This is a genomic window from Bacillus salacetis (genome assembly GCF_003581585.1).
Taxonomy (GTDB): domain Bacteria; phylum Bacillota; class Bacilli; order Bacillales; family Bacillaceae_B; genus Rossellomorea; species Rossellomorea salacetis.
This window is the reverse complement of record NZ_QXIR01000001.1, coordinates 88,451-113,330: the sequence shown is the minus strand read 5'-3', so window position 1 is coordinate 113,330 and position 24,880 is coordinate 88,451. Positions and strand designations below refer to the sequence as shown.

Annotated in this window: 23 protein-coding genes, 1 pseudogene and 2 riboswitches; of the genes and pseudogenes, 18 read left to right on the top strand and 6 right to left on the bottom strand. The window is 44.4% G+C overall.

All coding sequences use genetic code 11. The features are described 5' to 3' along the window. Position 1 precedes the first annotated feature (1 nt). The 10 genes from sufB to D3H55_RS00515 all read left to right on the top strand — a co-directional run bounded on the left by sufB (position 2) and on the right by D3H55_RS00515 (position 11,726). Positions 2-1,399 (top strand): Fe-S cluster assembly protein SufB, encoded by a 1,398-nt coding sequence (sufB, locus tag D3H55_RS00565; RefSeq protein ID WP_119544861.1) that lies wholly within the window; start codon positions 2-4, stop codon positions 1,397-1,399. 563 nt (positions 1,400-1,962) lie between these two features. After that, positions 1,963-2,805: a DUF72 domain-containing protein gene (locus tag D3H55_RS00560; RefSeq protein ID WP_119545169.1), complete on the top strand. Its 843-nt coding sequence runs from the start codon at positions 1,963-1,965 to the stop codon at positions 2,803-2,805. Between the two features lie 41 nt (positions 2,806-2,846). Continuing rightward, the gene (locus tag D3H55_RS00555) at positions 2,847-3,671 is read left to right on the top strand and encodes a sulfite exporter TauE/SafE family protein (RefSeq protein ID WP_119544860.1); all 825 of its coding nucleotides are present in this window, start codon (positions 2,847-2,849) and stop codon (positions 3,669-3,671) included. Positions 3,672-3,697: 26 nt separating this feature from the next. Further along, positions 3,698-5,068 carry a bifunctional metallophosphatase/5'-nucleotidase gene (locus D3H55_RS00550; protein WP_119544859.1) on the top strand — a complete coding sequence of 457 codons (1,371 nt, stop codon included), beginning with the start codon at positions 3,698-3,700 and terminating at the stop codon, positions 5,066-5,068. 51 nt (positions 5,069-5,119) lie between these two features. After that, a complete protein-coding gene (locus D3H55_RS00545; protein ID WP_420808721.1) occupies positions 5,120-5,428 on the top strand; it encodes a YunC family protein in 309 nt (102 codons plus the stop codon). 266 nt (positions 5,429-5,694) lie between these two features. Beyond that, the gene (locus D3H55_RS00540; RefSeq protein ID WP_119544857.1) at positions 5,695-6,807 is read left to right on the top strand and encodes an HD-GYP domain-containing protein; all 1,113 of its coding nucleotides are present in this window, start codon (positions 5,695-5,697) and stop codon (positions 6,805-6,807) included. Positions 6,808-6,867: 60 nt separating this feature from the next. Then, on the top strand, positions 6,868-7,623 hold the full coding sequence (gene yunB, locus D3H55_RS00535; RefSeq protein WP_119544856.1) for a sporulation protein YunB: 756 nt from the start codon (positions 6,868-6,870) through the stop codon (positions 7,621-7,623). Between the two features lie 109 nt (positions 7,624-7,732). After that, positions 7,733-7,925: riboswitch (Lysine riboswitch) on the top strand. A gap of 114 nt (positions 7,926-8,039) precedes the next feature. Next, on the top strand, positions 8,040-9,608 hold the full coding sequence (locus tag D3H55_RS00530) for a Na+/H+ antiporter NhaC family protein (protein ID WP_119544855.1): 1,569 nt from the start codon (positions 8,040-8,042) through the stop codon (positions 9,606-9,608). Between the two features lie 491 nt (positions 9,609-10,099). After that, positions 10,100-11,626 carry a sodium-dependent transporter gene (locus D3H55_RS00520; protein WP_119544853.1) on the top strand — a complete coding sequence of 509 codons (1,527 nt, stop codon included), beginning with the start codon at positions 10,100-10,102 and terminating at the stop codon, positions 11,624-11,626. Position 11,627: 1 nt separating this feature from the next. Continuing rightward, a complete protein-coding gene (locus tag D3H55_RS00515; RefSeq protein WP_119544852.1) occupies positions 11,628-11,726 on the top strand; it encodes a methionine/alanine import family NSS transporter small subunit in 99 nt (32 codons plus the stop codon). A 158-nt stretch (positions 11,727-11,884) separates the two neighbouring features. On the opposite strand, the gene D3H55_RS00510 is transcribed toward D3H55_RS00515, so the two are convergent. Then, positions 11,885-12,859: a M23 family metallopeptidase gene (locus D3H55_RS00510; protein WP_119545168.1), complete on the bottom strand. Its 975-nt coding sequence runs from the start codon at positions 12,857-12,859 to the stop codon at positions 11,885-11,887. 302 nt (positions 12,860-13,161) lie between these two features. Between D3H55_RS00510 and lipA the strand changes: the two genes are divergently transcribed. Continuing rightward, on the top strand, positions 13,162-14,079 hold the full coding sequence (gene lipA / locus D3H55_RS00505; RefSeq protein WP_119544851.1) for a lipoyl synthase: 918 nt from the start codon (positions 13,162-13,164) through the stop codon (positions 14,077-14,079). 113 nt (positions 14,080-14,192) lie between these two features. Here lipA and D3H55_RS00500 read toward each other — a convergent pair whose 3' ends face one another. Then, positions 14,193-14,924: a YhcN/YlaJ family sporulation lipoprotein gene (locus D3H55_RS00500; protein ID WP_119544850.1), complete on the bottom strand. Its 732-nt coding sequence runs from the start codon at positions 14,922-14,924 to the stop codon at positions 14,193-14,195. 130 nt (positions 14,925-15,054) lie between these two features. Between D3H55_RS00500 and D3H55_RS00495 the strand changes: the two genes are divergently transcribed. After that, the gene (locus D3H55_RS00495) at positions 15,055-15,330 is read left to right on the top strand and encodes a YutD family protein (protein ID WP_119544849.1); all 276 of its coding nucleotides are present in this window, start codon (positions 15,055-15,057) and stop codon (positions 15,328-15,330) included. A gap of 90 nt (positions 15,331-15,420) precedes the next feature. Here D3H55_RS00495 and D3H55_RS00490 read toward each other — a convergent pair whose 3' ends face one another. Further along, positions 15,421-15,735: a cytosolic protein gene (locus D3H55_RS00490; RefSeq protein ID WP_119544848.1), complete on the bottom strand. Its 315-nt coding sequence runs from the start codon at positions 15,733-15,735 to the stop codon at positions 15,421-15,423. Positions 15,736-15,903: 168 nt separating this feature from the next. Between D3H55_RS00490 and D3H55_RS00485 the strand changes: the two genes are divergently transcribed. Together D3H55_RS00485 and D3H55_RS00480 are read left to right on the top strand one after the other, a co-directional pair. Then, positions 15,904-16,341: a DUF86 domain-containing protein gene (locus D3H55_RS00485; protein WP_119544847.1), complete on the top strand. Its 438-nt coding sequence runs from the start codon at positions 15,904-15,906 to the stop codon at positions 16,339-16,341. Positions 16,342-16,814: 473 nt separating this feature from the next. After that, positions 16,815-17,579, top strand: a complete 765-nt coding sequence (locus D3H55_RS00480; RefSeq protein WP_119544846.1) for a TIGR01457 family HAD-type hydrolase — start codon at positions 16,815-16,817, stop codon at positions 17,577-17,579. A 529-nt stretch (positions 17,580-18,108) separates the two neighbouring features. Here D3H55_RS00480 and D3H55_RS00475 read toward each other — a convergent pair. Further along, positions 18,109-18,615 carry a phosphatidylglycerophosphatase A family protein gene (locus D3H55_RS00475; protein ID WP_119544845.1) on the bottom strand — a complete coding sequence of 169 codons (507 nt, stop codon included), beginning with the start codon at positions 18,613-18,615 and terminating at the stop codon, positions 18,109-18,111. Positions 18,616-18,883: 268 nt separating this feature from the next. Between D3H55_RS00475 and yutH the strand changes: the two genes are divergently transcribed. After that, the gene (gene yutH / locus D3H55_RS00470) at positions 18,884-19,885 is read left to right on the top strand and encodes a spore coat putative kinase YutH (protein ID WP_119544844.1); all 1,002 of its coding nucleotides are present in this window, start codon (positions 18,884-18,886) and stop codon (positions 19,883-19,885) included. 72 nt (positions 19,886-19,957) lie between these two features. Further along, a complete protein-coding gene (locus D3H55_RS00465) occupies positions 19,958-20,923 on the top strand; it encodes a 2-hydroxyacid dehydrogenase (protein WP_119544843.1) in 966 nt (321 codons plus the stop codon). 146 nt (positions 20,924-21,069) lie between these two features. Here the strand turns inward: D3H55_RS00465 and D3H55_RS00460 are convergent. Next, positions 21,070-21,364: pseudogene (locus D3H55_RS00460) on the bottom strand (NifU family protein). Positions 21,365-21,502: 138 nt separating this feature from the next. Between D3H55_RS00460 and D3H55_RS00455 the strand changes: the two are divergent. Beyond that, complete coding sequence (locus D3H55_RS00455; RefSeq protein WP_119545167.1) at positions 21,503-21,829, top strand: YuzD family protein; 327 nt, start codon at positions 21,503-21,505, stop codon at positions 21,827-21,829. A gap of 287 nt (positions 21,830-22,116) precedes the next feature. Then, positions 22,117-22,220: riboswitch (purine riboswitch) on the top strand. A gap of 156 nt (positions 22,221-22,376) precedes the next feature. After that, positions 22,377-23,240 (top strand): 5'-methylthioadenosine/S-adenosylhomocysteine nucleosidase, encoded by an 864-nt coding sequence (locus D3H55_RS00450; RefSeq protein WP_119544842.1) that lies wholly within the window; start codon positions 22,377-22,379, stop codon positions 23,238-23,240. Positions 23,241-23,736: 496 nt separating this feature from the next. On the opposite strand, the gene D3H55_RS00440 is transcribed toward D3H55_RS00450, so the two are convergent. Further along, entirely contained in the window at positions 23,737-24,804 is a 1,068-nt protein-coding gene (locus tag D3H55_RS00440; RefSeq protein WP_119544840.1) for an NAD(P)/FAD-dependent oxidoreductase, read from the bottom strand. Positions 24,805-24,880: the final 76 nt, after the last annotated feature.

Genomic DNA, 24,880 nt, shown 5'->3' with positions numbered 1-24,880 from the left:
CATGGCGAAAAAAATGCCTGAGATCGGAGATTATAAATACGGTTTCTCTGACAAAGACGTATCAATTTTCCGTTCAAAACGCGGTCTGACCCGTGAAATCGTTGAAGAGATTTCACGCATGAAAGAAGAACCGCAATGGATGCTTGATTTTCGTTTGAAATCATTGGAACATTTCTATAAAATGCCAATGCCTCAATGGGGCGGGGACTTAAACGGTTTGAATTTTGATGAAATCACTTACTATGTAAAGCCATCTGAAAAATCAGAGCGTTCATGGGATGAGGTTCCTGAAGAAATCAAGCAAACATTTGATAAACTTGGAATTCCGGAAGCTGAGCAAAAGTACCTTGCCGGTGTATCTGCACAGTACGAATCCGAAGTTGTTTACCACAACATGCAGGAAGATCTTGAGGCACAGGGCATCGTGTTTAAAGATACAGATTCAGCTCTTAAAGAAAATGAAGATATTTTCCGTGAGCACTGGGCAAAAGTAATTCCAGCAACTGACAACAAATTTGCTGCATTGAACTCAGCTGTATGGTCCGGCGGGTCGTTCATCTATGTACCAAAAGGAATCAAAGTGGAAACACCGCTTCAAGCGTATTTCCGTATCAACTCCGAAAACATGGGTCAATTTGAGCGTACATTGATCATCGTTGATGAGGGAGCAAGTGTACACTATGTAGAAGGTTGTACAGCACCTGTTTACACAACCAACTCCCTTCACTCAGCGGTTGTTGAGATCATCATCAAAAAAGATGCCTATTGCCGTTATACAACCATCCAGAACTGGGCGAACAATGTTTATAATCTTGTTACGAAGCGTGCCGTTTGTGAAGCCAACGCTACAATGGAGTGGGTTGACGGAAACATCGGAAGCAAGCTGACAATGAAATATCCTGCTGTCATCCTTAAAGGTGAAGGCGCAAGGGGCATGACTTTGTCAATCGCATTGGCAGGTAAAGGCCAACATCAGGATGCAGGTGCGAAAATGACTCACCTTGCACCAAATACTTCTTCTACAATCGTTTCCAAATCGATCTCCAAACAAGGCGGTAAAGTAACATACCGCGGAATCGTACACTTTGGACGCAAAGCAGAAGGAGCACGCTCCAACATCGAGTGTGATACGCTGATCATGGATAATCAATCCACTTCTGATACGATCCCTTACAATGAAATCCTGAACGACAACATTTCATTGGAGCACGAAGCGAAAGTTTCAAAAGTATCTGAAGAGCAATTATTCTACTTGATGAGCCGCGGTATTTCTGAGGAAGAAGCAACAGAAATGATCGTCATGGGCTTCATCGAGCCATTCACAAAAGAACTTCCAATGGAATACGCCGTCGAAATGAACCGCCTGATCAAATTCGAAATGGAAGGTTCCATCGGTTAATACAGCAATCTCCGCATGCCCCGCGCATGCGGTTTTTTTTGTTATGCGTAAGTTCAGGGGCATGGCAGGCGGGATCCGATTTCTGTTGAATGGTCGATAAATCCTGAAAATCGCTGATAAATTTCCAAAAATCGCTGATAAATCAAAAGAATCGCCGATAAACTGCCGGGAATCGCTGATAAATCCAAAAAATCGCCGATAAAATCAACCGGCACCTCCTATCCCAGCCAAAGTCCAACCGGTTGCCCATCCAGAGCCAACAGTGGTATGTTTAGTATGACTGATTTGGATTTTCATCTTTGCTTTTCGGGTAAAGATGTATTACATATAGACTAGTCATATTTTTTCTAAAAGATGTTTCTTTTGAACTCTGTGGTGACATTTATATTCGTAGGTTGATTAGAGCGGAAGCTGTGCGGCCTCCTGCGGGAATAGCAGGACAGGTGAGACCCCGGAGGCTCACCGCCCGCCCCGCGGAGCCGCGAAATTGGAGCAGAAAGCAACTATCTTTAGAAATGGACCTTTCGAAAATATTTAAGTACAAAACGAAACGGGGTGCTGTTTTGATATATATCGGATTGACCGGATGGGGAGACCATGATTCGCTGTATAACAATACACCACAGAGGGATAAGCTGAAAGAGTATTCTGCTCATTTTCCGATAGTCGAAGTGGATTCAACCTTTTATGCTGTCCAGCCGCTGCGCAATGCAGAAAAGTGGGTGAAGGAAACGCCTGCTTCTTTTCGCTTCATAGTGAAAGCTTACCAGGGAATGACCGGCCATAATCGGGGGGATATCCCCTTCAGCAGCAAAGAGGAGATGTTTCAAGCCTTTAAGGAATCGCTGAAGCCATACATTGATACCAACAAACTGGCGATGGTGCTCCTGCAGTTCCCGCCATGGTTTGACTGCAAGAAAGAAAATGTGGATTACCTGAGGTACTGCAAAGAGATGCTTCCAGGCCTGCCTCTCGCATTGGAGTTCAGGCATCAGTCCTGGTTTTATCCCCAATATAGAGAAGGAACTCTTGCGTTTATGGAGGAAGAAGGCTGGATCCACAGTATTTGTGATGAACCCCAGTCGGGTGAGGGCTCGGTTCCGACTGTTCTTCAAGCGACGAGAGATGATATGACTTTGATCCGCTTTCATGGCAGGAATGTACATGGGTGGCAGAAGCCGAACGGAGGAAACTGGCGGGAAGTCCGCTACCTTTACCGGTATAATGAACAGGAATTGGCAGAGTGGAAAGAGAAGCTAAACGATTTAATACAACAAACAAAAGATATTTACATTGTATTTAATAATAATTCCGGCGGGGATGCGGCAGATAATGCTAAACAATTTCTTGATATGCTGGATATCCAGTATACGGATCTGGCGCCAAGGCAGCTTGATTTGTTCTGATAAAGTTCGAGTATTTGAGTAATGGATTTGGAGATGACAACATGGAGTGGATCATTTTAGTACTTATTGGCCTGTTTGCGGGTTCACTAGGCTCACTGGTCGGATTGGGCGGAGGAGTCATCATTGTTCCTGCGCTTGTTTATTTTGGCGGCTATACAGCTTTCCTGGAAGACTTAGGGCCGCAGGTGGCAGTCGGAACATCATTGGTGATCATGATATTTACCGGCCTTTCATCTACGTTATCATATATAAAGCATAAAACGGTTGATTACAAGAGCGGACTCCTGTTTTTCCTTGGTGCCGGTCCCGGATCAGTCATAGGGGCGATTGTTAATAGATCTTTTAATATGGAGTCATTCAATTTATATTTTGGTTTCTTTATGATACTGGTTTCGTTCATCCTTATGGTCAGAAATAAGATCAAACCGATTGAAGCCTTTAAACAAAGCAGTTATCAGCAGAGGTTCACAGATGCAGAAGGCAGAGAATATACATACGGGTTCCCGCCTGTGCTGGGTGCAGGTATAGCTTTTGCGGTCGGGTTTACTTCTGGCCTCTTCGGCATAGGCGGCGGTTCACTGATGGTGCCGGCGATGATCTTGATTTTTCTGTTCCCTCCGCATGTAGCTGTTGCGACTTCGATGTTCATGGTGTTTTTATCAGCAATGGTCAGTTCAGCAACACATATATACTTAGGGAATGTTAACTGGCTTTATGCTCTGGCTCTCATACCCGGCGCCTGGATTGGTGCGAAGGGAGGGGCTTATTTGAATTCAAAGCTGCAGTCGGCTGCGCTGGTCAATATCCTCCGCATCATCTTGGTATTAATCGGAATCAGGCTGGTCTACCAGGGCTTTACTGGATGACCATGTGAAGGGAAGAAGGGTGAAGATTGAAAGAAATAATTCATATTTATCATACAAACGACTTACATAGTCATTTTGAAAACTGGCCACGAATCCGTGATTTTCTAAGAAAGAGAAAACAATGGCATAAGGAAGCAGAGGACGGGGTATTTCTGTTTGATATAGGTGACCATGTGGACCGCTGGCATCCATTCTCTGAAGGAACCCTGGGGAAAGGGAATGTGGAATTGCTGAATGAAGCTGGATTTGATGCTGTCACCATCGGCAACAACGAAGGCATCACGTTTTCATATGAAGAACTGAATGATCTATATGAAAATGCAAAGTTCGATGTGTTATTGGCGAATCTTTATACAAGGGATCATAAGCTGCCTAAGTGGGCTAAGCCTTATAAAATTTATGAGACCAAGTCAGGCTGCAAAATAGGTGTCATTGGTCTGACGGCTCATTTTGCCCCTTTTTATAAACCTTTGGGGTGGAATATATATTCACCAATGGACCAGTTAAGTTTTTGGCTGAAAGAGCTTGCCCCGCAATCGGATGTGATTGTGCTTCTTTCCCACCTTGGGATAAGGGACGATGAATGGATCGCAGGGAAATTTAAGGAAGTGGATATCATCCTTGGAGCGCATACCCATCACATTCTTCATGAGGGAATAGAAGTGAATGGAACCCTTCTTGGAGCAGGAGGAAAGCATGGGAACTATGTCGGCCATATCATCCTTGAAATTGATGCGCAAACAAAGCGTATCGCTTCCCGGAAAGCACAGCTGTACGAACAAGATCGCCTGCCTGCTTCTGTAGATGAAGGGCATCAGGTTCAAGCTTGGCATGAAAAGGGGCAGGAACTTTTGGGTGGCCAGGTGGTGTATCTGGAAAGTGAATTGGAAGCTGATTGGTTCCTGCCTTCTTCGCTCCCTCAACTGCTGTCTGACGGGATTCTTGAATGGTGCGAAGCTGATTGTGCCTTCCTGAATAACGGCTTGTTATTGGAGGGTCTCAAGAAAGGGGACGTGACAAGATATGACATTCACAGGATCCTGCCCCACCCGATCAACCCTTGTGTGATCACCCTTACAGGTGCAGAGATCAAGGAAGTGTTAAAAGCTACAAGAGATGAAGAACTTCATCATCTGCAAGTGAAAGGGCTTGGGTTCCGCGGCAAGGTAATGGGTGGCTTTACCTATAGTGAAGTCTCCTTTGGAAAAGATATTCAACATATTTATATCAGGGGAGAACTGATTGATCCTCATAAAACCTATAAACTGGCAACATCCGATATGTTCACATTCGGCCACTTCTTTCCTGAGCTGCAACGTGCGGAAAAGCATTATTTCATGCCGGAATTTTTGAGGGATGTATTGATTTGGAAGCTCAATGGCCGGGGATCTTCTTAAGCTTTCACCACTTATCCTCTTCTTTCATATCATAGAAGTTGAAAGGAGAGGATGACATTGATGAATCTTTCCCCTGTTGATATAGAAGGTCACACTTTTCTTGCGGTATCTGTAGAACTTCCGAAGACCAATCTGCTTGTAGTGACGAGTGATAAAGGGTATATCATGTGCGGTGCCCTTGATGTGGGCTTACTGAATGAAAAGCTGAAGGACAGAAAAATCATCGCCGGCAGAGCTGTAGGAGTCAAAACCATCCAGCAGTTGATCGATGCCCCTCTGGAATCAGTGACGCATGAAGCAGGACAACTGGGTATCACTGCAGGTATGACCGGCAGGGATGCTTTGCTGAAAATGATATAAATCAAGACCTGGGCCATTTGTGGTTCAGGTTATTTTTTGGTGCAAAAGTACTCAGGTTTAGGAATGATGAGAACGGGGTAAAGGGTACAAGGGGATTTTCACGTAAAATTGTATATCCTTACTGGTCATAAACTCCTATTTTTCGCTGCTGTCTCCAAAATCAATAAAAGTGGAGAAATGGCTGGTTGAAAATACCTTTAAATGCATTATAATGAAGATATTAGTAATTTTTGTCGAAAATGATGGGCAACACATAGGAGAATTCTATGAGATTTTTATCAACGAAAACGTTAAAGCCAGGGATGGTTATGGCCACTACGGTATACAATGGCCAGGGAAAGGCCCTTATCAAGTCTGGCGTATCCGTCACGGAGCGGATGATTCATAGATTGATCGAAATGAATATCCAGTATGTGTACATAGAAGACGGCTTATCCGCCGGAATTGAAGCATCCGACTCCATCCCTGTCAAAGTCAGGCAGGATGCCATCAACAAGATCGATTCCACCTTTACTCACTTAGAAAACAATTCGGTGTCCGGCAACCTGGTTGCTTTGGAACAGAGCGCTGCAAGCTTTAAGGAAGTCATTGACACCATCCTCAAAGAGATAAAAGGTAGCAGGGATTTGCTGACATTGTTGACGGATGTGTTCGCCTATGATTCCTATGTCTTTCACCACTCCTTCAATGTTACACTTTATACCCTGGCAATCGGTCTTGAACTTGGTATGCCGCCGAAACAGCTGGATTTGCTGGGGCTCGGGGCCATCATGCATGATATCGGCAAAATGATGGTACCGGAAGACATTTTGATGAAGCCTGGAAAACTTACATATGAAGAATTCAAGGAAGTTGAAAAACATTCAGAATATGGTTTTGATCTGCTGAGAAGGTTACATAATGTATCTTTGCTGGTTGCCCATTGTGCTTTTCAGCATCATGAACGGCTGGATGGGTCCGGCTATCCGCGCGGTCTCAAAGGAGATGAGATTCACCCATTTGCCAAGATCATCGCTGTAGCGGATGTATTCGATGCCTTGACATCCAACCGGGTCTATCGGGAAGCCATGCTGCCCCATGAAGCACTGGAAATTTTATATGCCGGATCTGGGACGCTGTTTGATTCTAATGTCATCCAGGCATTCAAGAAATCTGTTGCGATATATCCCAACGGAATGGTGGTCGTCCTTAGTGACGGTCGAAGAGGCATTGTGGAAAGACAGAATAAGAATCTTACGGAACGTCCTGTTGTTCGCATAATCGCAGAAGGTGCAGATGAACTGGCCGATCCGTATACCTTGGATTTAAGGTTGAGCCTTGATGTGACAATCACAGATTTTGACCCTGACTTTGAAAGCAGATTATTGGGGGTCAAATGAATTTTTTTGCGCTAATCCTCCCTTTACAAGCATAGATATAGCTTGTAAGGGGGGATTTTTTTGATTAAAAATAAAAAATATAAACCCCGAAGAGGACCGCTGCCTTTTCGATATGTATTCCTGCTGACGTTTGTATTTTTCATGTTTTCCACAGCCGGGGGTTTGTGGATTATCAATGAAGGATTGAAACCCACATTGGTCAGTTATGCTGAAACTCAGACGAGCCGGATTGGTACATTGGTTATTAATAAAGCAGTCAGTAAGAAAATCGCCAATGTGATGGATATCAATGAAGTGACCCAGGAAACTGACGCATCCGACGGGGAAGGGGGATACAGGCAGTTCAACACAGAGATCATCACCCGTGTCCAGAATGAAATCGTCAACCTTGTCCAGCTCAATCTAAAGGAAGCTGAACGTGGTAATCTGAAGGACCTGGAATTCTTGACTGATGTCGATATTGAAGAGAGTGGGGGAGAAGAGGAAGGGATAGTCTTTTCGGTACCGATCGGGCAAGCTACCAATAATGCATTGTTGGGTAACTTAGGGCCGAAAGTTCCAGTTAAATTCAACGCCATCGGTGATGTAGTTTCTGATATAGAAACAGAGGTTCAGGAATTTGGTATAAACAATGCGATGGTAAAAGTATATATCCATGTCCAAGTAAATGTGCAAATCATCATTCCTTTTGCAACGGATACAAAAACAATAGAACAAAAGATCCTTGTAGCCATGGGGTTGATGAAAGGCGAAGTGCCTCAGTTCTTTAACAGCGGCGGGGATTCAGCTCCATCCATCGAGGTTCCTCTTGATTAATTTATCCGAGTGGGAATTCACAGAAATGAACAAATTTGTTCTTGTCAGTACCACAGATAGCTGTTATAGTAAGTGAGTGAATTTAATATTTACTACAATCATCTAAATCCGATGGGGTAGAGGCTGCACATATTCATCAGTAAACCGAGTAAGGATGACACCTGTGATCTTGAGTTGAAAGGGGATATGTGCCGAAGCAGGAGAGGATTGGTCAGAATCTTTTCTGCTGGGGTTACCTTGAATAAGGGTAACACTGTCATTATAAGTCTTTTTAAAGATTATAATGGGGAGCTACAGATCGTGATGGAGAAATGACTATATTACTAAAGGTAATAATAGGATTCTCTATTGTTGCCTTTTTTATTTTCCTCTATCATTCTGCTATTGTTCCCTCCCTATCAAACAGGAGGAGAAAAATGGAAAACACAATTTATTCTTTATTACCACCCCTATTGGCCATTCTAATGGTTATCCTGACAAGGCGGGTACTGTTGTCCCTTGGTGTCGGGATCATTTCGGCAGCATTTCTTCTTGCTGAATTCTCTATTATTGAAACACTCAAAATCATCTGGGATTCGTTCAAAGGAATCTTCGTGGATGGCGGTGAACTGAACACATGGAATGTCTATATCATCTTATTCCTGTTGATTCTTGGAGTCATTACGGCTTTCGTCAACATCTCAGGGGGAAGCAGGGCATTTGGTGATTGGGCAATGAAGCGCGTCAAGACAAGAGCAGGCGCTCAGATGCTTACAGCTGTTTTAGGCATCATCATTTTCATTGACGACTATTTCAACGCACTGGCAGTAGGACAGGTCTCCAGGCCGATCACAGACCGCCACAAGATTTCCAGAGCTAAACTGGCTTACCTTATCGATTCCACATCAGCTCCAATCTGCGTCATCTCGCCGATTTCAAGCTGGGGAGCATTCATCATCGCCCTGATCGGCGGTATCTTGGCTGACCATGCCATAACCGGATATTCTGCATTTTCGGCATTCATCCAGATCATCCCAATGAACCTATATGTCCTGGCTGCGATCGGTCTTGTGTTCATCACTTCCTACAGGGGAATCGATTTTGGGAAAATGCGTGAGCATGAACTTCGCGCCATCAATACAGGAGAGGTTTACGATCCTGAAAAAGATATTCCTGGTGAGTTGAAAAATGACCTGCCTGTAAGTGAAAAAGGAACAGTCGGTGATTTGATCTGGCCGATTATCGCCTTGATCATCGGAACTGTCAGCGCCATGCTCTGGACAGGGTACCAGGCTGTTGAAGGAGAGGCATCACTGCTGGCCATCTTCGAAAATACCGATGTTTCAACTTCCCTGGTGTACGGCGGATTGTTCGGGCTTGTCATCTCATTGATCTTTTTCTTCAGACAAATGTCCAAATCCGAAGACCTGGATGGCAAGGCACTGGGTCTCGGCTTTCTTGAAGGAATAAAATCGATGCTTCCTGCTGTATACATCCTCATATTTGCCTGGTCGATCGTAACCTTGATCGGTTCACTTCAAACAGGTGAATATCTTGCAGGGCTTGTAGAGCAATCCGATTTGAACATCGGGCTTCTTCCAGTCATCATGTTCATCGTGGCGGGCCTTATGGCTTTCGCGACAGGAACATCCTGGGGGTCATTCGGTATCCTTCTTCCAATCGCAGGTGAAATTGCTGCGGCTACCGATGTAAGCATCTTATTGCCTGCCATGGCTGCCGTACTTGCCGGATCTGTCTTTGGCGATCACTGTTCCCCTATTTCAGATACATCGATACTGTCATCTACCGGTGCGGGAAGCAATCATATCGACCACGTCATCACGCAGCTTCCTTATGCATTGACCGGAGCTACAATCGCAGCGGCCGGCTTCCTTGCCCTTGGGTTGACAGGCAGCACGCTCATCGGCCTTGCCGTAACAATCATCCTGCTTGTACTATTCGCTGTATTTGGCAAAAAAACTGTAACATCAGTTGAAAGCAGCTAAATGAGATTTCTAAGAGAGAGAAGCTTTGAACACAAGGCTTCTCTCTCTTTTTATTTGGCTCTTTTCGTAAACTTTGTTGCTATTCAATATAAATTTCAATTAATACCGTGGTATATCGCCGTAAATACCCCTGTGAGAAGGAAAGAAAAGAGCTGCTCGTTTTTTTTCGAGAGTAAAACCTTTATATACAGGGGGAAAATCCGGCACCTGGGATTTTTCTGTAAGCAACAATGTATGCGAAAACAGCCTTTTATTTTGCCTTTTCATGTTGAAAGGCGCAGTATGACAAAAATAATCCTTCATATTCCTCGAAAGTTATATTTATATAATGTTTTTGGCGTGTCATTGGCTGTGTTCCCTGCCTGGCGGAAATAAATATGAAATGGTAAATAATACTTTGACATTCGTCCCGATACTAGCTATACTGTTTTTAGATTATCCAAATAATCTGAAAATACAAAAGATTAAAAACGTAAACGGGGGGAGTTATCATGGAAGATCGTGCACAATGGGGTACGAGGGCCGGATTCATTCTGGCAGCGGTCGGTTCCGCAATCGGTCTCGGAAACATTTGGCGTTTCCCTGCAGTAGCTTATGAGAACGGCGGAGGGGCATTTTTCATTCCTTATTTATTTGCATTGCTCACTGCGGGTATTCCACTTTTGGTCCTTGAGTTCACTCTTGGCCATAAGTACAGGGGATCTGCACCATTATCATTTTTCCGGATGAGCAGGAAATCAGAATGGATCGGCTGGTGGGCGGTATTTGTATCATTTGTCATCTCCACCTACTATGCGGTCATCATCGCCTGGGCAATGTCATACAGTGTATTTTCATTTAACCTGGGCTGGGGAAGCGATACTGAAGGTTTCCTTTATGGGGATTACTTGAAGCTTGCAGAGGCGCCAGGACAGACAGGAAGCCTTGTTACCGGTGTATTTGTACCATTGATCCTTGTCTGGGTCATCACGCTGGGTGTCCTGTTCAAAGGTGTTAAAAAAGGAATTGAGGTAGCCAACAAAATCTTCATTCCTGCCCTTGTCGTCCTTTTCTTGATCATTGTGGTGCGTGCCGTCACTCTGCCGGGAGCAATGGACGGATTGAACACCTTCTTCAAACCGAACTTTGATATGATTATGGAACCAAGTGTTTGGATGGCGGCATACGGCCAGATCTTCTTCAGCTTATCCATCGCATTCGCTATTATGATTACGTATTCCAGTTATCTGCCAAAGAAATCCGATATCACTAACAATGCATTCATCACTGGTTTCAGTAACTCCGGTTTTGAACTGCTTGCGGGTATTGGTGTTTTCGCTGCCTTGGGATTCATGGCGAATGCCCAGGGACTGTCTGTAGAAGAGGTTGTCAAAGGCGGGGTCGGACTTGCGTTCGTCGTATTCCCGCAGATCATCAATGAATTCCCGGCGCTCAATGGCTTGTTTGGATTCTTATTCTTCGCTTCCTTGGTTTTGGCCGGATTGTCTTCCTTGATTTCCATCACGGAAACGTATGTAGCCGGATTCTCTGAGAAGTTCGGAATTTCCCGTAACAAGGCAATTGCTTTCGGCGGGGGAGCTGCAGCACTCATCTCCATCCTGTTTGCCACACAAGGCGGATTGTTCTTCCTTGATGCGGCTGATTACTTCATCAACCAATTCGGTGTAGCATTCGTCGGACTAGTCGAGGTTCTTGCGATCGCTTGGTTCCTTCGCAAGCTTAACTCTTTCCAGGAGCATGCCAATATTGCATCGGATATCCGTCTTGGCGGCTGGTGGAAAGTATGTCTCGGCGTCATCACACCAATCGTTCTTGGATATATGATGTTTGGTTTATTCAAGCAAAATCTGCTTAAAGAATTTGACACGGATACAGGTAACTATGAAGGGTACTCAGATGCTTTCATTCTATATGGCGGCTGGTTTGTAGCAGCCTTTGCCCTTATTGCGGGGGTTGCCCTTACATTCAAGAGCTGGCATGCCAAAACAGATGCCGAGAGCTATAAGGAGGTAAGCTGATATGACAGGCAGTGCTATTTTTATGATGATTCTAGGTATGGTGATCATTTGGGGCGGCTTGGTTGGCAGCATCCTTAACGCAGTGAAGAAATCTAAATAAGCAAGGAGAGCTCCGGGTCGCATCCGGAGCTCTTTTTCGTTTGGCGAGATGTTGAGCCAGGTACAAAAGGATAGATTTGAGCCAGGCTCCAAACCAATGGTGGCTGGGACCATGAAATTTGCGTCAACCGTCATTGGCAGTTTGTCTCAAAAACGATTTCATCTCTTCTTCTGATGCTCTTGTCTTTCCCACACTCTTAAATATGGATAAGGGTCAAAGGACCACTCTGTGTATCCATTGTCTTTGTACATACCATAGTGAAGGTGGGGTGGGAATTTTCCGGAGGTGCCTGGCGGTCCATATCCTGAACTTCCAACACCGCCGATCAGCATACCAGGTTCCACAGTTTGGCCAACTTTCAGGTCTTTGGCAAATCCGCTGAGGTGGGCGAAATAATGATAGGTGTTGTTAATATCCCGGATGCCGAGGCGCCAGCCGCCAAAGCGGTTCCAACCTTTCATTTCGATGACCCCGTAACAGGTCGATCTTACCGGGACCCCGTAATCAGCGAAAATATCAGTTCCTTCGTGAATTCTTCTCCCGCCCCATCCGCGTGCGTCGCCCCAGGTGTTCTTATAACTGTAGTTGAATCTTAGAGGGAGCGGGAATGCTTTTCCTCCCAGATCCAGGTGGCCGTAATTTTTATAAAGTTTGGCTTTGCCCATGATCATACTGACTGATTTATCTCGTTGGTAATAATTCCATAAAGCGATTTTGAAGTTGTCCTCATCGATTCCGTACCGGAGGATATAGTGTGCGAAAGCTGCCAGAACATCTTCATCATCATTGCGGTCTGCAATCCCATCGCTGTTTCCGTCAACACCAATTCCTTCAAACAAGGTAATGGTCTTGGGGTTTGTGTCTTGTGGGTCCGGGTTCAGGGGACCTGCCCATTCCGAATCGGGAAAATATATCGAAATAGGGTTTTCCGGTTTAGGTAAATCTTTCCTGGAAAAGCGGAGACTGCGCTCGTATTGATCCACTGCAGCCAGGTAGTACCAAGGGATCTGCGTTGCCGCTTCCATTTTCTTAAAAAGTTCCATCCTCTCTGGAAGGTGCTCTTCCTCTCCTGCTGCCTGAACTTCTAGGTTAGGAGGGGCTATGAAAAAGCTGCATATAATAAGGGCGATCATTTTCTTGAACAAATTGCTTCCACCTTTCTTTCCAGCTCTGGTTGATAAAGTTAAACGTTACGGCATAAATAAAGAGCCTTCCTTATAGTCCTGTCTTTAGTGTGTTACAGTCTATGGTTTTCATAAATATCAATTAATGGTAATGGCTGAATTGAATGCTTGTCTTACTATTTTTAGTGTGATAAAGTGACTAGGGAACATGTTATTTTAAACTTTTTTTACATAAATCCATGGAATTCGCTTTCAATAGCGTTTCACTCTGTTTGCTTTAGACAGTGATTTCGATGAATGGAGATGAAATAATGAGCAAAAAAGAAGAGCATATCCGTAAACCCGATTGGCTTAAGATCAAGCTGAATACGAACGATAACTATATGGGCCTCAAAAAGATGATGCGTGAAAAGAATCTTCACACGGTATGTGAGGAAGCACGCTGTCCTAACATCCATGAATGCTGGGGAACGAGGAGAACGGCCACTTTCATGATCCTTGGGGACGTTTGTACTCGCGCTTGCCGCTTCTGTGCCGTTAAGACAGGTCTGCCGAATGAACTGGACCTGGCTGAACCAGAACGTGTGGCAGATTCAGTTGAATTGATGAATCTGAAGCATGTCGTTGTCACTGCTGTTGCCCGTGATGACCTGAAAGATGGCGGTTCCAATGTCTTTGCTGAGACAGTCAGAGCCATCCGCAGGAAAAACCCATTTACGACAATTGAAGTGCTTCCATCCGATATGGGCGGTGTGTTTGATAACATCCGGACATTGATGGATTCGAAGCCGGATATCATGAACTATAATATTGAAACGGTCCGCCGTTTGACTCCGAGAGTCAGGGCTCGTGCAACATATGAACGCACGCTCGAATTCCTTTCCCGTGCGAAGGAACTTCAGCCTGAAATCCCAACAAAGTCCAGCATCATGGTTGGTCTTGGCGAAACAAAAGAAGAAATCATCGAAACCATGGATGACCTAAGGGCGGCAAATGTGGATATCATGGCGATCGGCCAGTACCTGCAGCCGACGAAGAAGCATTTGAAGGTTCAAAAATATTACCATCCAGATGAGTTTGCGGAACTTCGCAAAATTGCTATGGAAAAAGGCTTCAGCCACTGTGAAGCTGGGCCGCTTGTCCGTTCTTCCTATCATGCAGATGAGCAGGTAAATGCTGCTGCAAAAGCTAAACAGGAAATGGGAGAAGAGCAAGTTCAAAAAGCGTAATTTGTTTTATTGAAAAAGGACTGATCCTCCCATTAGGGATCAGTCCTTTTTCGCTGTATAAAAAGTATGGCCAGCCTGGTTACCTCTCGCATGCGCACTGGCAGCTGTTCTTGTTAGTCCGTCATGCTGTCATGGCCAGTATGGTCATACCTTTTTTGTCTGTCAGGGTTGATTTGATGAACGTCATCCTCGTTCATTTCACCCAATTCATTATACATTTCTCCATTTGCGTTTTCGCCGGCATCAACCTCTCGCCCTTGAGGGGAGGCTTGAAGCATTTGGTTGATTGTATCATCAATTGCTGTGTTGACATTGTCCATGTCAGAATCCATTGAAGCAAGGTTTTCGACGTTTTGCATCAAGTTTGGATCATCTGTGACATACACATGGTACCATCGAGGCACTACTGAGAGAGCTGTCTTTTTCACTTGATCGGCTACTTCAAAACGTGAATCTTTATCTTTAACCTCTGTCTTATAGGACACCAACACCTCTTCATCTGTCACAAGAGTGGATGCGTCCTCGACATTCGGTATCGAGACACTCATTTTGCTGATGGCGTCCGCGACTTTTTCACGGTCGATGGTGTACATGTCCTCGGTAGAGATCGCTCTTCCTTCTATAGGGCTCCTCTGGTGTCTTACATAACCGAATTGTTCGCCACGGGCATGTTCATTGTCAGCGGTTTTTCTGTAGATATCTTCCTCTTCACTGATATTGATCGCATTGCCGCTATCATGGAAGATTTCATCACCATCTGAAGCCAGGTCATCTGCACAACCGGTTCCAATAAGTGAAAAACCGATGATTCCTGCTGCGAGTATTTTCTTCTTCAATTTAAACACCTCCTCATTTGTTAGAATGACCAGGAGAAATGTATTTTTCTCTTAGTAATTAATGGACAATCAGTTATAATTTAAATAAGAGATTTTTTAACCGGAAAAGGGTTTGAAATGGAAAGTAGGTGAAGGTAAGATGGTATGCATCAATAACGTATGTTACGAAGTAATCGAGGAATTCCGTGACGGATTCAATGAGGAAGCCTTTCGTGCGCGCTTCAGTGATATCCTGAACAAATATGACTATATTCTAGGCGACTGGGGTTATGGTCAGCTTCGCCTGAAAGGTTTCTTTGATGACCAGAATCAAAAAGCGACTTTTGATACAAAAATCACGACGATCAAAGATTATCTTTATGAGTATTGCAACTTTGGCTGTCCTTACTTTGTCGTAAAGAAATCCAAGCAATGATTCAGCGCTTTAAAGCAACGGGGGACAGTCCCTCATTGCTTTAAAGCGATAAAGCCGGCATGCCCTGTGTAGGGCTGCCGGTTTTTTGGCTTATTTATTTTCTGTATAAGGAGGTTCCTCGTTTCGTTCCGGGTCAGCGTGGACCGGATGGGCACCCGGGTCCTGCCTTGGGATGTCCTGATGGAGTGATTTGAATTCGTAATTGAACGCACTGTAATAGCGCTGTCCTTCTTCCCAAGGAGTGGACTTGTTTTCAACAGGGGTGTATTTTCCCCGGGGGGCTCCATAGGGGCCTTCAGGAGTTTGTTCCGGAACAAGGAAGTTCCTCATGGTTTCAACATTGGAAAAATCCGTGTATACTTCTTCTTCCTTATCAATGACGTTTTTTTCCTTTTTGAAAAACATATAGCCACCTCCGATATTGTTTAGTATATGGAGGCAGGACAATATCATGCTGGTAGTATTATGGAGAAGAATTTTGAAGGAATATGTTACACTATAAGTTGAAAACTAAAAAAGCTTTTTACGTTTATTTTACCGGAAAAAGCTTGTACAATAGGCGGGGTGCTGCAGATGTATTTTGTTGACCGTGAAAAAATCGAAGAAATCCTGGTATATATGGAGAAACAGCTGGACTTATTTCAATCGGGGACAAGCTGGGATTCAGCTTTAGAAAAGCAGGCATTGGAACGCATTTCCCACACTATCATCGAATCGATCCTTGATACAGGGAATGCAATGATTGATGGATTTATCATGAGGGATCCCGGAAGCTATGAGGATATTATCGATATTCTTCTGGATGAAAAAGTGATCAACAAAGAAATGGAAACCAGCTTGAAGAATCTAATCGGGTTCCGGAAAATGGTTGTCCAGGAATATACACAAATCGACCATCAAGAAGTTGAAGAAAGCTTGAATGAAAACATGGAGTCATTACGTTTATTCCCGGCAAATGTAAGAGAATACCTCACCAATGAGCTGGGACCGGTTTCTGCTTTTAAAAACTAAGGGGTATTGAGCTGTAGAAAATAAAAATGATCAATAAGCTTAAATAATAATTAGGATTATTTTAGTTGGTTATTTACTTAGGGCTGCTGAATTTGTATTGAGTTATTGATTGGAGCGGAAGGTGTACGGGTTTCCTGCGGGATTAAAGCGGGACAGGGGAGACCCCAATCCAGCTCAAGCGTCCAGCTTAGCGGATTTAAGCTTTCCACATTGTGATTAGTCAACATCAATTCCCTAACGTTTGTTGTGTTTCATATATCACATGCGGAAGCCTACGGCCGCTTCTGTTTTTTATCAATCCAGTTCCAGCGCCAGCGCCTCGGGGGCGAATGACCCGAAGAGAATAAAAGGGGAAAATGCCTTTTTTCCCTTCGGACCGTCCCGCGGAGTCATACACATGGAGCGGAAATCAATAGAAATAGCAACAACAGGAGAACTCTGCTCACTGAAATTGAGCAATGCTGGAGGTTAATATGAAAGACTATCAAGGATACTTAATCGATCTCGATGGAACGATGTACAGAGGAAAAGAAAAGATTGAAGAAGCGGGAGACTTTGTGAACCGCTTGATTCAAAAAGGGCTGCCATACCTTTTTGTGACGAATAATTCATCAGCAACGCCTGAGAAGGTTGCGGGGAAGCTAAGGGATTTCGATATACCTGCTGAACCTCACCAGGTATTCACCACATCAATGGCAACCGCCAACTTCATCGCAGAGAGAAAACAAGATGCGACAGCTTATGTCATCGGGGAAGAAGGCATCCGCTCAGCTCTAGAAGAAAAGGGACTTCGAATTGTAGAAGAAGAGCCTGACTTTGTGGTGGTTGGGATTGACCGCACCATCAATTATGAAAAATTAGCACTGGCATGTCTCGGAGTAAGGAACGGTGCGACTTTCATTTCAACGAATGGTGATATTGCAATCCCTACTGAAAGGGGGCTCCTCCCTGGTAATGGTTCATTGACATCTGTCATTACAGTGTCAACCCAGACAGAGCCGATCTTTATCGGGAAGCCTGAGTCGGTCATCATGGAACAAGCGCAGGAAGTACTTGGTGTGCCGAAGGAGAAAACACTGATGGTCGGTGATAATTATGACACTGACATCTTGGCAGGAATCAACGCAGGGCTTGATACGCTCCTTGTTCATACTGGTGTTACGACACAAGAAATCCTTAGCGGCAAAGAAGTACAGCCGACCTATGCCATCAATTCACTTGATGAATGGGAAGTGTGATCTTTAGCTCCGCTTGTCTTTAAGGGCATAAATGCGTGGAATTATTGGCGGAAGTGCCTTGAAAAAGGATTTCAAGGACATGAACACGTTAAATTGGTGACGAAATTGTCTTGAAGGAAGATTTCAAGGACATGAGCACGTGAAATCAGTAACGAAAGTGTCTTGGAGGAAGATTTCAAGGACCTGAACGCGTGAAAATAGCAGCGAAAGTGTCTTGAAGGAAGATTTCAAGGACATGAGCACGTGACATCGGCAGCGGAAGTGTCTTGAAGGAAGTTTCCAAGGACATGAACACGTTAAATCGGTGACGAAAGTGTCTTGAAGGAAGTTTTCAAGGACATGCCCACGTGACATCGGCAGCGTAATTGTCTTGAAGGAAGATTTCAAGGACATGCCCACGTGACATCGGCAGCGTAATTGTCTTGAAGGAAGTCTTCAAAGACATGCCCACGTGACATCGGCAGGGAAAGTGTCTTGAAAGAGATTTTCAAAGAGCACAAAAAAAGGAAGGCACCCAGCCTTCCTTTTTTTATTCGTCTTCATCCTCGTCATATCTATGTGCCAACCGTGAAGAAGCTGCGGCGGCAATTGCACCGACAATATCATCCAGGAATGTATGGCATTTATCTGAAGATTTATCATTTAACTTTTCAAGGATGCCGGGTTTTTGTTTATCAATATAGCCATAATTGGTAAATCCTATGGATCCATATACATTCACAATCGAAAAAGCAAGAATTTCATCCACGCCATAAAGGCCTTCATCGACTTCAATGATGGATTGCAGAGGCTCTTCAAGCATTCCTTTTTCAGCAAGTCTGTCTAATTGAATTCCGGTGAGGATCGCATTTTGGACTTCCCGTTTTGACAGGACCCTCTCTATATTATTGCGGCATTCTTCTATATCTAAATTCGGATGATATTTCTTCTGCAGGAACAGGACAAGTTCGGCGATATCATCAATCTCCACACCGCGTTCGCGAAGCCATCTGCGTGCCGTTTCTTCTGATAATTTTTTGGATTCTTTATCCTTCATCTCTGTCACCTTTTTCTTTAATATTTTGGATATGCCCTACAATACTGCTTTCCGGCTGTCAGGCTCACTCTTCATTCATCTATTATTGCCCCCAGCCGCTAAGTATACTAATCGATCTGCAAAAATTAGTGTGTACTTATAGTTTTATGATACAAGTCCGGTTTTTAGAAGCTGCACCTTGTTAATTCCCCCACCCAATTTTTCCATCATGAAGGCTCCTTTTTGTTTCATATATATATAACAAATGGATTATTTGGGGGAGTAGTTGATGGAGGATATCTTAACGAAGCATTATGGACTGCAGCCGGAACGTTCTTTTAAAGATGGGAGAGCTCAGCGGTACATGGTGGAGGGGTCAATATATACTATTGTCAATGTGACCAATATGGAACAGGAAAACCTTGTCGAGCTTTATACCATTGCCGAGCATATGAAAAAATATGGGGACCGGTTTGTATCGTCCTTTGTACCGACTACTGAAGGACGCTTTCTTGTGACTGAAAAGGAACAGGATTTTACTGTCCTGAAAAATGATCAACACAGCCGGAATTCAGAAGCCAGGCTGGGGAGGAAGCTTGCAAAATTTCATCAACGGGGACGTGTGATTGAGGAGAAAATCACCCACATCAGCCGGATCGGCCAATGGAAATCTCTGTGGGAGAAAAGAATCGAACAGATGGAGAAGGCGTTTCAGCTGGTCATCGAAAGCCATCCGGGAGATGAGTTCGAGCGTATGTTCATAGACAGCTGCCCTTATTATTTGGCGCTCGCAGAAAACGCAGTGCAGTATCTGGTTGATACCGAAATGGACGATAATCCAGTGTATGCAGATTCCGGGACAGTTTGCCACGAACGATTTGTAGACGGCGTATGGGGAGGGGAAGTAACGATACGCAATCCATTTGACTGGGTTTTTGACCACAGTGGAAGAGACATTGCTGAGCATGTGCGGGAACGATATTTCCAGATGCAAACTACACACCAGCCGGACATTCAGCAGTTTTTCCGTGACTATCAATCCGTCACACCGCTGTCATCTTTTTCTTGGAGATTGGTATATGCAAGGCTCCTGTTTCCTCTTCATTATTTTGAGACAGTGGAGAATTATTATCTATCAGACTCGGAAGGCCAGCACTTTCAGCTGGGAGATCGAATGCAAGGGTACCTGAATTCCACACGGCATTATGAAAGGTTTCTTGGCAGCTTTTATCAGGTTGCTGAAGTCCCTGTGAAATCATTCGGCATTCCTGGCGTCACCTGGCTTGTGTAAAGCGGTTTGCTTTTCAACCACCCCTGATATTGCTAAAATATAGAAAAAAGCAGGAAAGCTGGGGTTGTCAAAATGAAGCCGTACATTTACGTAACACGCAAATTACCAGAAGAGGTTTTATCTCCCCTTCAGGAAAAATATGAAGTGGAAATGTGGGATGATGAAAATGTTTCTGTCCCGCGTGAAATTTTACTTACTAAAGCGAAAAAAGCAGCAGGCATTCTATCCATGCTGTCAGATCCAATAGACAGAGAGCTGTTTGAGCAGTCACCGAATCTTAAGGTTGTTGCGAACCTTGCAGTAGGGTTTGATAATATCGATTTGGAAGCCGCAAATGAAAAAGGCACTGCAGTCTGTAACACACCGGATGTCCTTACAGATACAACAGCAGACCTCACTTTTGGCTTGATGATGGCAGCGGCCAGGCGCTTGATTGAAGCTGATAAATTTGTGAGAGAAGGAAAGTGGAAAAGCTGGTCACCGCTGCTGATGGCCGGTACTGATATCCATCACAAAACCGTGGGAATCATCGGAATGGGCAGTATCGGAGAGGCATTTGCAAGAAGGGCAAAAGGCTTCGATATGAACATCCTGTATCATAACCGTTCCAGGAAACCAGAAGCGGAAGAATCTCTTGGGGCAAGGTATGCGAGCCTTGAGGAACTGCTGGCTCAATCCGATTATGTTGTCTGTCTTGCTCCGTTGACAGCGGAAACAAAGGGGCTTTTGCAAAAGGAACAATTCGGAATGATGAAGTCATCAGCCATTTTCATTAATGCCGCCAGAGGGCCGATCGTCAATGAATCAGCTTTATATCAAGCGCTTGTGGATGGGGAAATCGCAGCTGCAGGGCTTGATGTGTTTGAAAAAGAGCCGATTGATGAAACACATCCATTATTATCATTGGACAATGTGGTAGCCCTTCCCCACATTGGAAGTTCTTCGGTTGAAACGAGAATCGAGATGATGGAGCTGTGTGTCAGCAATATCAAGGCGGTACTTGAAGGGGATACCCCGAAAACGCAGGTGAATAAATAACACTGTTTTCGCATGAATCGTTACTCTCGTAAACTTTTTCCTAAGATACTGAATGATCAACAGAAATTATTGTAAGCATCAAGGGCGAAAAGAAAAATCAATAAATAAAAAAAGATGACCTGCTGCTGCAGGTCATCTTTCATTAATTAGAATACTTGTTCAACTTCGACGATTCCTGGAACCTCTTCCAGTAGTGCACGCTCAATACCGGCTTTTAATGTAATAGTTGAGCTCGGGCAGCTACCGCAAGCACCAAGAAGGCGAAGTTTTACAATGCCATCCTCAACATCGACCAATTCACAGTCTCCGCCATCGCGAAGCAAAAACGGACGCAATTTATCTAACACCTCTTGTACTTGAGGTACTAATTCTTGTTGTGTCATGTAAAATCGACTCCTTTCCTTACTTTCTATTATAATAATATATGCAGAAAAAATCTATCCGTTAGACCGATTTCGTGTGTTAAAATTTCCCTTGCTGTTCTGAAATGAAAACGTTGTATGATGGAAAGTGAAAAAGGTTACGCTGTCACCGGAAATTTTGTAAAATGAGAGATAGGAAGATAAAGGGGTGGAAAAAATGGAAAGAAAAGAAGTGGAAATCGTCGTGTATGGGGCGGAGAAGGTATGTGCAAGCTGTGTCAATCTCCCGACCTCAAAGGAAACCTATGAGTGGCTTGACGCCGCCATCGCGAGGAAGTATCCTGAACAACCGTTTATAATAAGATACGTAGATATATTTAACCCGCCGGAAGAGAAGGAACTGAAGGAATTCGCCTCCCGCGTCATTGAAGAAGATATGTTTTATCCGGTCGTATCCATTTTCGGAAAAGTAGTAGGGGAGGGCAACCCGAAACTAAAGACGGTTTATGCTGAACTTGAGAAATACGGCTACCAGGCAGGATGAGCGTAACCCGGACCACCCTCTACGGTGTTTCAGGGTTTCTGTGTTGGTGGCCAGAAATCCCACGCTATGCAAACGAAGCGGGATTGTAAACCCCGCCTAAAATCCCGTTTGCGACTCAGAACAAATGATCAGCAAATGAGTGGTTTATATAGATGGAGGGAATCCCGCCTTTCCTATCTTGATTAGGAGAGGTTTTTCTATTAAATACGAACATTAAACAGAATGTATAAAAATTACATTCGTGTTTCGGGTTGAAAATCACTTCTGTCTCTGTTAGACTTACTGCGTAATCAATTACATAGCACACTCGTATAAACTCAGTAATATGGTCTGAGAGTCTCTACCTGGTTCCCATTGGAAGAACCGGACTACGGGTTGAAGTATCGTTCGGATTTTTTGATTCGAACTGCTGGGTGGTATTGAGTATAATCTATACCCCCTTTTTATTCATACTTTGACTTTAAGGGTCCGGAAGGCAGAGAGCATTCTCTTTTTCCGGGCCTTTTTATTGAGATTACGGGTGCAGCATTCAACAGGAGGGTACAACATGTTTAAAAAAATTATTTCACTGATCATGGTTGCCGCATTTGCATTTTTGGGGCTTGCGGGATGCAAGACTTCAGAGGAGCAGCAGGTAACAGCTGGCGCAAAGGAACAACAGCCAATCATTGTCCAGGGGCCGATGCCTATCGAAGCTGAAAAACTCGCTGGACATCTGGAAGAGGTAAAAGAAGAGAAATCCGGAAATTTCGTTTTTTATAAAGGGGAGCTGGAAGGTTACCCGGTCATCATTGCAAAGACAGGAAAGGGTATGGAAAATACTGCAGCCGCTACAGCTGTTGCCATAGAAAAATATGACCCGGCAGCTATCATCAATCAAGGGACATCAGGAGGACATGACCCCGAATTGAATGTTTTTGATATTGTCCTTGGGGAGAGAACGGTCAACTTGGGATCGTTGAAAACTGGTTCACTGAATGAAGGGCAAGGAATCGAACCAAAGGAATGGATCCCGATGGATTTGATGGCATCTGAAGGCAGCGCCGGAGAAGACCCTGATGCAGAGAATATCCGCTATTTCGACGGCGATAAAGAATTGCTGGCAGCAGCAAAAGCCGTGAAAGAGGAATACGACAAGGGGAAAGTGGTCGAGGGGACGATCGGTTCTGCCGACGTTTGGAATAATGAAGTGGACCGCATAAACTGGTTCCATGAAAACTATGGCACTTCTGTGGAAGAAATGGAAGGAGCTGCAGGCGCGCAGATTGCTGCGGCATACGATGTTCCTTTTCTCGGTATACGGGTATTGTCCAATAATAAAGTGAACGGCGGGCAGTACAATCCTGACACAGCCGAAGCGAACCAGGCGTATGTCTTGGAGGTGCTGAAAGAATACATCAAAACCAAATAAGCGGCACAAGGCAAAAAGCCCATCCCCCATGCGTTTATCCGTTGACCATGTGAGGGGCGGGCTTTTTTTAATTTTTTGGTGTGCGCTGTCAACGTTTTATTAAAAGGTCGTTTTCGAATTAATAGTTGCGCTCTGAAAAATCCCTGGTGCCGGAATTTTACCCCGCATTTTAAGTTTTTTACTCAAAAAAGGGAAAGCAACTCTTTTCTTTTTTACATACCAGGGCTTTCTTGGTGAATTACCGTTTTGTGAGCCTATTAAATACATATTACCATATGGCTTGCAGGCACACGAATTGCTTCACAACAAGCAGGTTGTACTGCACAATTGGCTGCTTTCGGAATTACTGTCTGGCCTGCTCTCCTCCCGTTTTGAAATTTGCATTGATTTAATAAAGTCTGTGAAAAGAGCAACAAAAAAAGGACGGTAAAATCCGTCCAAAAAACGCAAGATGATCAAAACATGCATCTCTTTACTTATGAAACCCTCTTTTTTATCAACCATTATGGTACTTGTACATCCAAAGGACACCGGATTTCAACAACCTTGCCATTCGTCCTGTAATGGAACGTTCGTTGACAAGGCCAAAACCATGTTTCTTACCGAGGGACCCCAGGATACCTTTCAATTTGATGCGTGGAAGTTCTGCCGGCAGTTCTTCCCCTTTCCAGCGCTTAAGCAGGATTGTGACAATTTGTTCAGCCTGCCCTTCAGCAAGCTGGGCGCTGGGTGCCTGCGGAAGGCTCGCACAGTCCCCGACGACATAAACATGTTCGTCATCCGGAATGTTGTGATATTTCGTCAGTACGACTCTGCCCTGTTTATCTTTTTCCACTTCCATCTCACGGACGATTTTGTTAGGCTGGATTCCGGCTGTCCAGACAATGGCATCACAGTGAATGCTATCTTCATGATTGTGGAGCGTATTCGGTTCAACCTTTGTGATATTGGAATTATTGACGATGTCGACATTGTTTTCCTCAAACCACTTGTGTACGTAAGAGCTCAGACGCTCAGGGAACGTTCCGAGAATCCTCGAGCCGCGGTCGAATAGTTTAATATCCAGGTCTGAACGGCTTTCGCGCAGCTCACTTGCCAATTCAATCCCGCTCAAACCGGCACCTACGATTCCAACCACGGAACCGGCAGGAAGGTTGCAAAGTGTTTCATACGTTTTCCTCGCCTTTTCAATCGTTTGAATGCTGTAGGTGAATTCAGCTGCCCCAGGTACACCGTGATATTTATCTTCACAGCCGAGCCCAATGACCAGGTCATCATACTTTACGGCTTCCTCGTTGTTCAAGTGGACAAGTTTGCTGGTTACATCAATCTTTGTGACTTCGCCATATTTCACACTAAGTCTTGAATGTTCTGGAAATTCGACGCGTACATGCTGGTCGGATATGGTACCGGCCGCAAGAGCATAGTATTCGGTCTTTAAACAATGATAAGGCACCCGGTCTATCAGGGTGATTGAAACATCTTCGGGAAGCTGGTTGGGCAGCATGCGCAGAAGCACCCGCATGTTTCCGTATCCGCCACCGAGCAGGACTAAATTTTTCATAACAGTAATTTCCCCTTTTGCACTTGAATGATGAACTCATTTCTGTTTCACTATGCAGAGAAGCCCGGCTGATAGT